This window comes from Roseivirga sp. UBA838 (assembly GCF_002296035.1).
Taxonomy (GTDB): Bacteria; Bacteroidota; Bacteroidia; order Cytophagales; family Cyclobacteriaceae; genus Roseivirga; species Roseivirga thermotolerans.
Window position 1 is genome coordinate 102,311 of record NZ_DBHC01000017.1, and the last position, 12,288, is coordinate 114,598.

The 12,288-nt window shown below is 44.2% G+C and carries 13 protein-coding genes; 5 read left to right on the forward strand and 8 right to left on the reverse strand.

Annotated features, from left to right (window positions below):
* Window positions 1-6 precede the first annotated feature (6 nt).
* A complete protein-coding gene (gene sucC, locus B3O12_RS06225; RefSeq protein WP_189630664.1) occupies window positions 7-1,218 on the reverse strand; it encodes an ADP-forming succinate--CoA ligase subunit beta in 1,212 nt (403 codons plus the stop codon).
* Window positions 1,219-1,334: 116 nt separating this feature from the next.
* Here sucC and B3O12_RS06230 point away from each other — a divergent pair, with 116 nt between their 5' ends.
* Window positions 1,335-2,003, forward strand: a complete 669-nt coding sequence (locus B3O12_RS06230; RefSeq protein WP_189630665.1) for an ABC transporter ATP-binding protein — start codon at window positions 1,335-1,337, stop codon at window positions 2,001-2,003.
* Here the strand turns inward: B3O12_RS06230 and B3O12_RS06235 are convergent.
* Window positions 1,987-2,859 (reverse strand): hypothetical protein, encoded by an 873-nt coding sequence (locus tag B3O12_RS06235; protein WP_286747495.1) that lies wholly within the window; start codon window positions 2,857-2,859, stop codon window positions 1,987-1,989. The genes B3O12_RS06230 and B3O12_RS06235 overlap by 17 nt on opposite strands.
* Window positions 2,860-2,919: 60 nt before the next feature.
* On the reverse strand, window positions 2,920-3,363 hold the full coding sequence (locus B3O12_RS06240; RefSeq protein ID WP_286755691.1) for a peroxiredoxin: 444 nt from the start codon (window positions 3,361-3,363) through the stop codon (window positions 2,920-2,922).
* A 38-nt stretch (window positions 3,364-3,401) separates the two neighbouring features.
* Here B3O12_RS06240 and B3O12_RS06245 point away from each other — a divergent pair, with 38 nt between their 5' ends.
* Together B3O12_RS06245 and B3O12_RS06250 are read left to right on the forward strand one after the other, a co-directional pair.
* Window positions 3,402-4,262, forward strand: coding sequence for a DMT family transporter (locus B3O12_RS06245; protein ID WP_286755692.1), 861 nt, complete (start codon window positions 3,402-3,404; stop codon window positions 4,260-4,262).
* Window positions 4,243-5,037, forward strand: a complete 795-nt coding sequence (locus B3O12_RS06250) for a PhzF family phenazine biosynthesis protein (RefSeq protein WP_286755693.1) — start codon at window positions 4,243-4,245, stop codon at window positions 5,035-5,037. The genes B3O12_RS06245 and B3O12_RS06250 overlap by 20 nt, the downstream gene beginning before the upstream one ends.
* Before the next feature lie 45 nt (window positions 5,038-5,082).
* On the opposite strand, the gene pulA is transcribed toward B3O12_RS06250, so the two are convergent.
* From pulA to B3O12_RS06265, 3 genes are all read right to left on the reverse strand, one after another.
* Window positions 5,083-7,074 carry a type I pullulanase gene (pulA, locus tag B3O12_RS06255; RefSeq protein WP_286755694.1) on the reverse strand — a complete coding sequence of 664 codons (1,992 nt, stop codon included), beginning with the start codon at window positions 7,072-7,074 and terminating at the stop codon, window positions 5,083-5,085.
* A gap of 12 nt (window positions 7,075-7,086) precedes the next feature.
* Entirely contained in the window at window positions 7,087-8,385 is a 1,299-nt protein-coding gene (locus B3O12_RS06260; protein WP_189630670.1) for an MFS transporter, read from the reverse strand.
* 122 nt (window positions 8,386-8,507) lie between these two features.
* The gene (locus B3O12_RS06265; protein ID WP_189630671.1) at window positions 8,508-9,422 is read right to left on the reverse strand and encodes a chromosome segregation protein SMC; all 915 of its coding nucleotides are present in this window, start codon (window positions 9,420-9,422) and stop codon (window positions 8,508-8,510) included.
* 92 nt (window positions 9,423-9,514) lie between these two features.
* Between B3O12_RS06265 and B3O12_RS06270 the strand changes: the two genes are divergently transcribed.
* Window positions 9,515-10,135 carry a methyltransferase domain-containing protein gene (locus B3O12_RS06270; RefSeq protein ID WP_286755695.1) on the forward strand — a complete coding sequence of 207 codons (621 nt, stop codon included), beginning with the start codon at window positions 9,515-9,517 and terminating at the stop codon, window positions 10,133-10,135.
* On the opposite strand, the gene B3O12_RS06275 is transcribed toward B3O12_RS06270, so the two are convergent.
* Entirely contained in the window at window positions 10,104-10,874 is a 771-nt protein-coding gene (locus tag B3O12_RS06275) for an O-methyltransferase (RefSeq protein WP_286755696.1), read from the reverse strand. The two genes, B3O12_RS06270 and B3O12_RS06275, sit on opposite strands and share 32 nt — an antisense overlap.
* A 2-nt stretch (window positions 10,875-10,876) precedes the next feature.
* The gene (apaG, locus tag B3O12_RS06280) at window positions 10,877-11,266 is read right to left on the reverse strand and encodes a Co2+/Mg2+ efflux protein ApaG (RefSeq protein ID WP_370299093.1); all 390 of its coding nucleotides are present in this window, start codon (window positions 11,264-11,266) and stop codon (window positions 10,877-10,879) included.
* A 181-nt stretch (window positions 11,267-11,447) separates the two neighbouring features.
* On the opposite strand from apaG, the gene ung reads away from it, so the two are divergent.
* Window positions 11,448-12,110, forward strand: coding sequence for a uracil-DNA glycosylase (ung, locus tag B3O12_RS06285; protein ID WP_286755697.1), 663 nt, complete (start codon window positions 11,448-11,450; stop codon window positions 12,108-12,110).
* Window positions 12,111-12,288: the final 178 nt, after the last annotated feature.

A 12,288-nucleotide genomic window follows, 5' to 3' on the forward strand; every position in this document is an offset into this window, starting at 1 on the left:
CTTCTATTAAGCCAATGCCTGCTGCACTTTGGCAGCAGCATCTTTCAATAATATAGCCGATTCTACCGCCAAACCACTTTCATTGATGATCTGCGCAGCTTCTTCTGCATTAGTTCCTTGTAGTCTTACAATGATTGGAATGTTGATGTTGCCGATTTTCTTGTAAGCCTCAACCACTCCGTTGGCTACACGATCACAACGAACAATTCCTCCAAATATATTGATCAGAATGGCTTTTACGTTAGGATCTTGCATAATTATTCTAAAGCCTGCTTCCACAGTTTCTGCGTTTGCGGTTCCCCCAACATCCAGAAAGTTAGCCGGTTCACCACCGGAAAGCTTAATAATGTCCATAGTTGCCATGGCAAGTCCTGCTCCGTTCACCATACAGCCTACGTTACCATCTAACTTCACATAGCTCAGTCCGTACTTGCCTGCTTCTACTTCTGCCGGATCTTCCTCCGTTATGTCTCTCAGTTCGGCAAGATCTTTATGTCTGAAAAGTCCGTTATCGTCCAGGTTAACTTTGGCATCAACCGCCAAAATCTGGTTGTCAGATGTTTTTAGTACCGGGTTAATTTCAAACTGAGAGGCGTCAGAATCTTCATAGGCTTTGTAAAGGGCGTGAATGAATTTCACCATTTCTTTAAAGGCTTGTCCTTCCAGACCTAGTTGAAAGGCTACTTTTCTCGACTGAAAGCCTTGCAAGCCCACTCGTGGGTCTATCCACTCCTTAATAATTTTCTCTGGAGTTTCTTCGGCTACAGCCTCAATGTCCATTCCACCTTCAGTAGAAGCCATAATTACATTGCAGCCTTTGGCTCTGTCTAACAATATAGACAAGTAGTATTCTTTGGGCTCAGAATCGCCAGGATAGTAAACGTCCTGAGCGATCAATACTTTGTTTACTTTTTTACCCTCTGCTCCGGTCTGGTGAGTTACCAAAGTTCCTCCCAAAATGGCTTCAGCCTTAGGGCCAACCTCATCGAGGCTTTTGGCCAGTACCACACCATTAGAGCCAGTTTCTTGTATCTTACCTTTCCCACGGCCTCCCGCATGAATCTGAGCTTTCACCACGTACCAAGAGGTTCCGGTTTGTTCGTTGAGCTTTTTAGCAGCCTGAGTGGCTTCTTCTGGCGTGTTTGCAACTATGCCTTCCTGAATTTTTACCCCGTATCCTTTAAGTAATTCTTTTGCTTGGTACTCGTGAATATTCATGATGCTTTTAAATTTGGTGCGAAGCTAAATCTTTGGGCCTATAATAACAAGTGAATTTCGTTTATTAGAAGTTTGTTGCTGCTCTGTTTAGATTCGATTCATTATGTTTGGGATGTATGGCAGAAATTATCCTTAAGGCACAGAATATTTCCAAGGCCTATAACAACCTTCAGGTTCTCAAGAAGATCGATCTGGAGATTGCCGATCGAGAAGTGGTTTCCATTGTTGGTGCCTCGGGAGCGGGCAAAAGTACCTTATTGCATATTTTGGGCACCTTAGATAGGCCCGATCAGGGCACCTTGAATATAGTAGGACAAAATGTACTAGCTCTTTCTGCCGCCAAGCTGGCCAGGTTTAGAAACAGCGAGATTGGGTTTGTATTTCAGTTTCATAATCTGCTGCCTGAATTTTCGGCTTTGGAGAATGTATGTCTTCCCGGTTTTATTTCCGGTCTTTCTGAAAAAGAAGTGAGGCAGCGAGCGTTGAACTTGCTAGAAATACTGGGCTTGGCCGATAGGGCTACACACCGACCTTCCGAACTTTCGGGGGGTGAACAGCAGCGAGTGTCTGTGGCTCGTTCGCTCATCAACGACCCCAAAGTGATTTTTGCCGATGAACCAAGTGGTAACCTTGATTCTAAAAATGCGGAATCATTGCATAAACTGTTTTTCGACCTTCGCGACAGGTTCAAAAAAACGTTTGTGATTGTTACACACAACCAAGCTTTGGCTGAATTATCTGATCGGCAGATCGAGATTAAAGACGGACTTATCGCGTCATCTTAATTACCTTACAACGGATTGATGATTTACCGTATAGCGATTTAGGTAAATAGAATCCCAAACGAAACCCAATCCTAAGGTATGAGTCGTTGCCGCCATCACCTCGGGGAGTGCCTGCCGCAACGGGAGCCACGGGAGGGTTAAGCGCGGCCCTTGGGTCGGACAGTAATCCGAGGGTGTTGGCATCTACACCATTGGTTTCTGAGAAAGAAGAAGGGTCTCGGTATACCGTACTCACATCGTCTAAATAGCCCGTCATGGTAAGTGTATATTGGGCTTCTATTTGTAGATCTACATTTCTCGACATAAAAAAGTTGAATCCAAAACCAAGTGGAATAGCCAAGGCCAAACCTCCATACTGAACGCCTTCCAGCGAAAGGGGGCGAAGATCATAGGTGGTTCCCGCAAGTTCTGTTTTGGGGTTGTTGCTGGTAATGCCTATGCCCAAATGCAAGTAAGGGTTGGCAAAGGCCCTGTCTTTATACCCGGAGGCAGGGTGCCTGAAGGCGTAGTACAAGGCCTGGACGGTAAATTCTACGTTGGTAGCTTTGAAACTAAGGTTTCTCGTTTTGTTGGCCGGAAGTGGAGATAGAGAATCGTCAGCTTGAATTTTATATATGCTCAGGTTAGTTCTTATGGCAATCTGGTCGGTAAACAAATGTTCGTAACCTATCGTAGCGCTCAGGCCCGTCTGAAGCTTTGGGTCTTGTGCCCTTCGTAATTCTCCGAAATAGGTATTTAAACCAAAGCCAACAGAGGCTTTTGACAGTCGGTCAAAATCGCCTGTGGTTACATATTGTTGAGCGTGAATGCTAGTGTGAAGGCAAATGACCAACAGCAGCGGAACGAAAAATCTCATATTCTTCCGAAATGACAGGTTAGGACACAAATTTATCATTCGAACGTAGAAAATCGAGTTTTATTCGGTTTTTAATTGTGCAATCATATGCTCTATATGTTTTCGAGCCCCGAACAGGTCGGAATAGATGGCTGCAACTTGTTGTTTTGAGTCAATCAGGTAGGTTATTCGTTTGGGTATATTCACAATAGGCATGAGCGCACCATAGGCTTTACAAACATTTCCTGAAGGGTCGGAGAGAAGCTCAAAGGGTAGGTCGTGCTTTGCCCTGAATCTTTTATGAGTAGCTGGCGAATCTTTACTTATGCCAAATACATGAATGTTGAGGCCTTTGAAAATGTGATGTTGATCTCTGAAGCTACAGGCTTCTTCGGTACATCCGGGGGTAAAATCTTTCGGATAGAAGTATACAATGCAGGGTAGGTTTTCCGGTAGGCTAACCAAAACGTTCTCGCTATTCTTCAATTGGAAGGAAGGTGCTTTTTGACCAACTTTTAATGCCATATTTTATCGTTCAAAATTGAATAAGTGCATCTTTGTGCATGTTTTCAAAAGGGGTAATTTACATGATGTTGGCCACATTCGTTTTTGCTGTCATGAATGTGTTGGTAAAATATCTGCCTAACATCCCCGCAATAGAAATCATTCTTTTCAGGTCAATTGTTTCGTTTTTTATGTCGGGGGTAACCTTGCGAATCAAGAAAGTGCCTTTGTTGGGGAATAACAGAAAAGTTTTGCTCATCCGTGGTTTGGCCGGAGCCTTAGCTCTGATGATGTTCTTTACTACTTTGCAGGAAATACCACTGGCCAGCGCGGTAACTCTTATGTTTCTGGGGCCAATTTTTACCACGCTTATTGGTATATGGGTGGTCGGTGAGAAGGTGAGCCCCATTCAGTGGTTATTCTTTGCCTTGTCGTTTGCCGGAATAGTTATGATTAAAGGGTTTGACCCAAGGGTGTCTCCATTTATGGCCTTGCTTGGGGTTGGCGCAGCATTTTTCTCAGGTGTGGCTTACAATATGATTCGAAAGCTCAAAACATCTGAACATCCGTTGGTAATCATCTTTTATTTTCCACTGGTTACTTTGCCTATAGTGGGGGTATACTCTGCTTTGCATTGGGTTCAACCGGAGGGTATCGAGTGGCTTCTTTTGCTTGGGGTAGGGGTATTGACTCAAATTGCCCAGTATTTCTTAACAGTCGCCTATCAGTCAGAAGAGCTGTCTAAAGTTTCGAATATTAATTTTATTGGTATTATCTATGCCCTCGGTTTTGGGTTTTTTCTGTTCGATGAAACCTTCAATGTATTGACTTACCTTGGCATGACGGCCGTAATGGCCGGGGTGGTATTAAATGTAATTTTCAAAAGCAAAAAGAAAAGCCATGAAGCTGTACCAAATTGATTCTTTCACCCAGACTGTTTTTGGTGGAAATCCTGCCGGTGTATGTGTTTTAACCGAACCCTTAAGGGAGGATGAAATGCAGGCTATTGCCTCAGAAATGAATTTGTCTGAGACGGCATTTGTGGTGAAAAAAGAAGGTAGGTATGACTTGCGATGGTTTACTCCGGCTCGCGAAGTACCACTTTGCGGACATGCTACTCTGGCCTCGGCCTTCGTACTGTTTTCAGAAGGTTTTCATACAGCCGATGCTCCCATTGTGTTCGACACGCTGAGTGGTGAATTGGTAGTTAAACAGATGAGCGATGGTGCTCTGGAAATGAACTTTCCTTTAACAATGCCTTCGAGCTACAGCGGAGACCAACAGCATATCATTCAGTCTACATTTGGTCCTTCGGTGATTGATGTACTTGAGGTGCCCAACGAATTGATAGTAATTGTTGATTCTGTTCAAACCTTGGTGGGGTTAAACCCTTCAATGGATAATGTGGCTAGGCTGGCGGTAAATGGAGTTATGGTTTCAGCATGGGATGAAACAGGTACTTACGATTTTGCTTCGCGATACTTTGCTCCCAATCTGGGTATAAACGAAGACCCGGTTACCGGATTTATCCATACCATATTATCGCCTTACTGGGCTGTGAAAAAGGGACAAACGCAGTTCAAATGTTTGCAAGCCTCAAAAAGAAGGGGAGAACTTTTTGTTGAAACACTTAGTAACCGAACACTCATAAGAGGCTTTGCGGTCAAAGTTTTTGAAACGGAGCTTGCTATGTAAAAATGGCAGCTTCTTTATAGGTCAATTTCCAACACGAATAGAAATTCAATCCTTCTTAAGAATAAAGGCTGTGCTGGCCGGGATGGTCATTACCCGACTGCTGCTTTTAAGGCCTTGTTCATTCACTTGGTTGCCATCGGCCACGAGTGTCCATTCACCGTCTGGGAGCTCAATGGTTTTGTTAAGTCCACTTCCGTTGAGTAACACCACTATCGTATGCCAGTTATCTCCATTAGCATTATTTTTTAACTGATAGGCCAGAAAGTTTTCTCCCTCGTAAGGCAAAAACTCAAGGTGTGCTTGAATTTGCGCGGTAGAGGTCATGCGAAAAGCCGGATGATTTTTTCTCAAGGCTATGAGTTGTTTGTAGTATTCAAAAACCTCTTTATACTTTTCTTTTCGCCTCCAGTCGAGCTGGTTGATGGAGTCAGGAGAGTTGTATGAGTTTTCTACTCCCTGTTTAGTTCGGAGAAACTCCATGCCGGCATGGAGAAACGGTACACCCTGAGAGGTGAGCACAATAGTTTCGGCCAGTTTGTGCATTTTAATACGCTCTTCTTCGCTGGCTGTAGGGTTAGAAATTTCTAGCTTGTCCCAAAGGGTATGGTTGTCATGGCAAGAAACATAACTAATGGTTTGACCGGGTTCTGCGGCCCATGGTGCCTTAGAGTAATTCACTTGAGAATAATCTATCTGAGGATGTTGGGTAGATGCTACTATACCAAATTTAATGCTCTCCTTTAGTCCGGCCCGCTGACTTACAAAGCCACCTTCTTCATGTTCAAAGACGCTTCCTTTTAGGCCATCGCGCAAGTCATCGCTAAATGCGGCCACATGATTTAGCTTGTATGTGTTTGCTTTAATTGCCTGTTGATCCTGAGGCAATGGTGATGCTCCGGCCGTCCATCCTTCGCCATAAACAAACAAGCTGGGGTCTATGGCCCTTACGGCTTCACTTACAGCATTCATGGTTTCAATATCATGAATGCCCATAAGATCGAAACGGAAGCCATCGAGGTGATATTCTTTGACCCAATACTGAACGGATTCAACAATGTATTTTCGCATCATGGCCCGTTCTGAGGCTGTTTCATTGCCGCAGGCAGAGGCATCGGAGAAGCCTCCTTCCTCATTTTGTCTGTAGTAATAGCGCGGAACAAGTTGGTTGAAGTTAGAATCTTCTGTTTCACCGGTGTGGTTATAAACAACGTCCAGAATAACCCGAATGCCATTTTGGTGGAAGGCCTGCACCATTTCTTTAAATTCTTTGATACGAACAGCTCCGTCATAAGGATCGGAAGAAAAGCTACCTTCGGGCACGTTGTAATTGAGCGGATCGTAACCCCAGTTGTATTGAGGTTCGTTTAGTCGTGTTTCGTCTATGGATCGGTGATCGAAGGTGGGTAGCAGATGTACATGTGTAACCCCCAGTTCTTTTATATGGTCTAAACCGGTGGTCAGCCCCTGAGGGCTACGGGTTCCGGTCTCTATTAGCCCGGCATATTTACCCGGCCGACCGGATCCAGAAGAGGGGTGTATGGTCATATCGCGGATGTGCAACTCATAGATAATAATATCGGTGTAATTATTGAGAGCAGGTCTTTTGTCTAAGTCCCAGCCTTCCGGATCAGTTTCGTCCAGATCAACAATCATGCTGCGCCTTCCGTTTACCCCTACCGCAACGGCATATAGGTCGGGCTTTTCTTGCATCCATTGGCCTTCCTGATTCACCTGATAGGTATAGTATTTCCCTTTGAGGTTTCCCGAAACACTAAAGGTCCATGTTCCTTTTTCAGCCCGTTTCATGGCATAAGTGGCTTCAAGATTATCGCCATTACCCGAACTATATATCTTTAGACGCACCTCTTTTGCCGCAGGCGACCACAGCCTGAAGTGAGTAGCCGATTCGGTATAAGTGAATCCAAGGTCGCTACCTTCGTATACCGGATAGTCGGTTAGGTGTTCATAATGAGGTTGTTTTTCGCAAGAGAACATAATTAGAAAAATGCCGATGAGGAGGAAAGTCTTTGAGTACATGGATGAATAAATTTAATGGGCGGTTTCTACCTCATTTTGCAATGAGGCTTCAGTGGTTTGGTCTTTTACTAAAAGCCACAGCGCGGCCGAAATGCCCAGGCAAATGGCACTAATAATGAAGATTACGTTTTTATTTTCGGACTGATCTATAAAGCCACCTAAGTAGGAAGCCACCAGCTGAGGTAACACTACCGAAAGATTAAAAAGCCCCATATAGAGCCCCATTTTGTTTTGATCTACGGTTTCGGACATTATGGCAAAGGGCAAACTAACTACCGCTGCCCAGCCAATGCCCAATACAACCATAAACCCAAAGAGTGCGGCTTGTGTATGACCAAACATAACAATAAGGAAGTAGCCCATAGCCATAATGGCTATACATAGCATATGTGTTTTTACACGCCCAATACGTTTGCTTAATGGTTCTAATACCAGTGATGGCAATAAAAAACCAACAGTATTCAGTACGGCAAATGATACCCCGGTAATAAAGCCAATTTCATTGTTCTGAGCATCGGTTAGTTGATCGAGGGTAGCAAAGCCCATTATATTCTCTTTTATGTAAGAAAAGGTGTAAATAAACATGGTTTGCACACCAACCCAGGTAAAGGCATGGGCTATACAAATTTTAAGAAAGGCGAGTGAATTAGTCTTTTTTCCGGTATTGTTCGTTTCTATTACCTCATCTTCCGGAATGAGCTTTTGAGGCTCTTCGATAAAAAATGTGGGTATAATGGAGAATAGGAAAACCAAGCCGGCTCCCAGATATATGAGTATATAGTTGCTCACAAATGCTCCTATGAGATAGGCTACAACTCCAAAAAAACCGGATATGGTTTGCATCCAGGTATAGCCTTTGGTACGCACATCTCCACGAGGTGTAACATCGGCAATAACCGAACGCGTTGGGTTAAAACTAATGTTGATGGCCAAGTCTAGCGAAAGAGCTACGGCAATGGCAACCCCAATCATTTCTTCTATGCCCAGGGCTTTGCCTATGATATCGATATTCGGTAAGGCCAGAAGCATTAGTGCTGCTATAGTGCCACCTACAAGGATAAAGGGTCTTCTGCGACCTCCCCAAAACCAGACCTTATCGCTTATTAGTCCAACAATTACCTGTCCTAAAATGCCGGCAGCCGGACCGGCAATCCACACGTAGCCAATCTCTTCAAGATTGAAGCCGAATTTGGTATTCAGTATCCAGCTGAGAGCAGCAATTTGAACGGAGAGGGCAAAGCCCATTGCCGTGGCCGGTAAACTGAGTACTATGAAGAAGGGTTTGGTGAGTTTTTTCTGAAAGCTAAGCATGTCCAAAAGCGGTTATTAACGAGTAATATACCGGTTTCCTTCCGTTTGGCTTATGCCAACGTTTGCATGCTGTTTTTTCCCAAAAAAGAGGGGCCAAAAGGTGGTCGGATGAACCGGCTCGCTTATCTCACATTGAATGTAGTACGGCCTATTTCGTAGTTATCGGCCCAGATTACTACTTTATGGTCGCCTTTCTCAAAGTCAGTGCCCTTGTCATAAACAAAACTTAAGGCCTGCTGAGAGTTGTCGAAAATTATTTCTTGAGCGGCAGTGAAGTAAATCTCTCGTCCGTCTACGGTAAACGACCCGGAACCTCTGGCTACATCGAATATTACATTGCCGGCAGGGTCTATTACCTGAATCAAAATACGGTGAGCTCCAGCCGGAGCCACTTCATTCTCAGCCAGGTTAAAAGTAACTTTTACCTTTTGTGCCTGTCGCTGTCGGAAGTCTCCTTCGCGTTCGCGCCCACGGTCGTTTACGTTATAAACCTGAATGTTTTCGGCTTTCAATTTGGCGGCCAGGCCAATGCGTTGTTGAAGTTGCTGTTGCTTTTGCTGCGCTTCGTTGATGGTTTTAGTAAGCTCGTTTTGCTCTTCTTTTAACTCATTATTTTCTACCAGCAACTGAGAGTTAATGGCTTGAAGATGAGCTATTTCTTCATCTTTGGCTAAAAGGAGTTCTTCGTAGCCGGTTACCTTTCGGTCCAATCGTTGTATGAGTGCTTTGTTGGCTACACGCGTACGTTGAAGCTGATCTCTTTCTGCTGTAATGGAGTCTTTTACAGCCACCAGCGAGTCGATATCTCCTCCCAATTTGGCAATCTCAGAAATCTTATCGCTCAGCTCAGTAGATATGCTGTCCAGTTTAGAGGTGAGGAGCGTTCGGGTAGCATCGTATTCTGCTTGCAAGGCCTTTTTCGCCTGTTGGTCGGTATAAATCTTATAGCCAGACCCTAATACAACCACGGCAATAGCAACGATTAGAATAATCCGGATTTTGTCTTTTTTACCTTTTTCTGAAGGTGCCTCACTCATTTTTTGTCTCTTTAAATCAACTTTTTAACGACCTTTCGGCCAAAATATGGGCGAATTACCTAAACTTTTTTTAATAATTCAAAGCAGCACGTATGGAGCTTGGGGCCGACTATTGGGATAAAAGGTATGAGACTGGTGCAACCGGATGGGATATTGGTCATGTTTCTACACCTCTAAAGGTTTATTTCGATCAGTTACAGGATAAAAGCTTGCAGATACTTATACCGGGGGCGGGGAATGCCTATGAAGCAGAGTATCTCTGGCATATGGGTTTTAAAAAAGTATTCGTAGTAGATATTTCCGAAAAGCCATTGCGGAGTTTTGCCGAACGGGTAGGGGATTTTCCGAAAGATCAGCTCATTCATGCCGATTTTTTTGCGCTGAATGGAGAGTACGATGTGATCGTTGAGCAGACTTTCTTCTGCGCTCTTAGCCCCGACTTAAGGCCTGCCTATGTAACGCAATGTGGTCGGTTGCTGAAAAATGGAGGTAAACTGGTAGGGCTTTTATTTCGCACAGCCATGAATTCGGACAGGCCTCCTTTTGGAGGCTCTAAAGAGGAGTATGTGGAGCTTTTTTCGGAGAGTTTTATACTCGAAACTATGGAGTTGGCGGTTAATAGTATTGAGCCAAGAGCTGGCAATGAGCTGTTTATCAAACTGTTGAAAAAATGGCCGGCAGCTAGAAGTGGAGTATGTAGTGCCCGCGAGTGAGGCCGGGATCTAAAAACAAAAGACCTGCTTCGAAAAGGTCGATAGAGACAAAAATTTCGTCTTTCTTTCGAATGGTATCCCAGGCATGGCTCATTTCTTTAGACCAGTGAATATCGTCAATCACAATAATGCTTTTGTGATGGCATGCGGCCAATACGGATTCATAGTAGTGGAGGGTGGGGGCATACCTATGGTTAGCATCCAGGTAGGCCATGTCTATTTTGGGCAATCTATGAAGAACGAGTGGAAGGGTCTCATCAATTGGGCCTTCAATAAGCTCAATGTTCGACCGGTTGAATTGGTCGAAATGGCTCCTGGCCATGTGGCAAAGGATGGGGTCGCCTTCGAAAGTGGTGAGATGAACCTCCGGTGTAGTACTCATGTAAAGGCTGTTTAGTCCCAATGAGGTGCCCAACTCCAGCACCTGTGCCATATTAAATTGCCCGATAAGGGCATGTAATAGTGCTGAGAATTTTGGTGGGGTGCTGGCATGTTTGGCCAAGGAAGAAACTGTGCGCTGTTTGGAGGAACTAACTCTGGAGCCTGCTCCAAAATCGGTGAGCTGTATGGATCGATGGTTATTGAGCAATTGTTGTCTTAGCTGTTCAACAGAGTTAATGCGGAACGACCGGCAGGGCTTGATTAATTCGCGGTATAGCTTGTATACGAAAGGAGAATGCAGCGAGTGCTCATCGGCTTGTTGTAGCCAGTAGTTTATAAATGCTAAAACCTGAAACAAGACTAGTTGAGTAAGAAGGGCACAATCATGTTGAACTCCGGAATCCTAACTTCAAATTCCTTGCCGTCCACAATGCGTTCCATTAGGTAAGTACCGTACATTTTCCCGTAACCGGATCTTAGGTTACAGCCGGAAACATACTCGTGTTTTTGTCCGGGCTCCAGAATGGGTTGTTGCCCTACTACTCCTTCGCCCTCAACTTCTCTTACCGTATTGTTAGCATCATGGATAAACCAATGGCGTCTATGCAACTTAATGGTATAATCTGCATTGTTCTCTATGGTAATGCGGTAAGTAAACACAAAGTGCAACTGAGCCGGGCTGGAATACTCGGGTTGATAACTGGTTTCAACACAAACCTTAATGCCTTTTGTGGTTGCTGTAACAATCATTTAATTCTCTCTTGTTGTTCTGATTTTCAGTGGCTGGCAGCCGAAGAAGCCTAATTACAAGGAAACTTCAGGTACTTAAGTTCCTTGCTAAACCTCTGGATTAGTAAATCAAACAACTTAATATTGAGTTTTAAAGTTAGAGATTACTTTCAAAATTGCTAATTCAGTAATTGAAAATTCAATGACAGTAAAAATTGAAGAGAGTTGGGGTAGGGTGCTAAGCCCTGAGTTTGAAAAAGACTACTTCCGTGAGCTAACCGATTTTGTGAAATCTGAATACGCAACACATACGATTTACCCCAAAGGAAAGGACATTTTTAGAGCTTTTGATGCCTGCCCTTTCAACGATGTAAAGGTGGTTATTCTTGGGCAAGATCCTTACCATGGTCCGGGGCAGGCCAATGGTTTGTGTTTTTCTGTACATGAAGGGGTGACCTTTCCGCCCTCTTTGGTCAATATTTTCAAAGAAATTAGAAACGACCTGGGTAAAGAAATTCCTCCGAATGGTTCACTGGAGCGTTGGGCCAGGCAGGGAGTATTACTACTCAATGCAACCTTAACAGTGCGAGCACACCAGGCAGGTTCTCATCAAAATAAGGGGTGGGAAACTTTTACCGATGCTGTTGTAAAGGCATTGGCATCTCAGAAAAAAGGCTTGGTATATATGCTCTGGGGTAGCTACGCCCAAAAGAAGGCTTCAATAGTCAGTGCTAATGAAAATCTGGTACTCAAATCTCCTCACCCCAGCCCACTTTCTGCTCATAGAGGCTTCTTTGGTTGCGGCCACTTTAGCAAGGCGAACCGGTATTTAGAGGAGAAGGGTTTAGGCCAGATTGAGTGGTAAGTTGGTGCACTTCCTCTGCGGGTTGTTTTTCTCTTTTATACCTGTTCAATTTGCGTTCACAGGGGGGCATTAATTAATGATTGGGATGTTAATTCGATAGGGTTACTCATTTAGATCGCATTTGTTAGATCCAGTATACTAGCCACAAGCTGTATTCTCACAGCGTCTTTTAACAGCC

Bases quoted from the DNA above. Each gene is read 5' to 3' on its own strand.
- sucC (WP_189630664.1), bottom strand. From the start codon at position 1,218: ATGAATATTCACGAGTACCAAGCAAAAGAATTACTTAAAGGATACGGG.
- apaG (WP_370299093.1), bottom strand. From the start codon at position 11,266: ATGATTGTTACAGCAACCACAAAAGGCATTAAGGTTTGTGTTGAAACC.
- B3O12_RS06265 (WP_189630671.1), bottom strand. From the start codon at position 9,422: ATGAGTGAGGCACCTTCAGAAAAAGGTAAAAAAGACAAAATCCGGATT.
- B3O12_RS06230 (WP_189630665.1), top strand. From the start codon at position 1,335: ATGGCAGAAATTATCCTTAAGGCACAGAATATTTCCAAGGCCTATAAC.
- ung (WP_286755697.1), top strand. From the start codon at position 11,448: ATGACAGTAAAAATTGAAGAGAGTTGGGGTAGGGTGCTAAGCCCTGAG.
- pulA (WP_286755694.1), bottom strand. From the start codon at position 7,074: ATGTACTCAAAGACTTTCCTCCTCATCGGCATTTTTCTAATTATGTTC.
- B3O12_RS06270 (WP_286755695.1), top strand. From the start codon at position 9,515: ATGGAGCTTGGGGCCGACTATTGGGATAAAAGGTATGAGACTGGTGCA.
- B3O12_RS06235 (WP_286747495.1), bottom strand. From the start codon at position 2,859: ATGAGATTTTTCGTTCCGCTGCTGTTGGTCATTTGCCTTCACACTAGC.
- B3O12_RS06245 (WP_286755692.1), top strand. From the start codon at position 3,402: ATGTTTTCAAAAGGGGTAATTTACATGATGTTGGCCACATTCGTTTTT.
- B3O12_RS06260 (WP_189630670.1), bottom strand. From the start codon at position 8,385: ATGCTTAGCTTTCAGAAAAAACTCACCAAACCCTTCTTCATAGTACTC.
- B3O12_RS06240 (WP_286755691.1), bottom strand. From the start codon at position 3,363: ATGGCATTAAAAGTTGGTCAAAAAGCACCTTCCTTCCAATTGAAGAAT.
- B3O12_RS06250 (WP_286755693.1), top strand. From the start codon at position 4,243: ATGAAGCTGTACCAAATTGATTCTTTCACCCAGACTGTTTTTGGTGGA.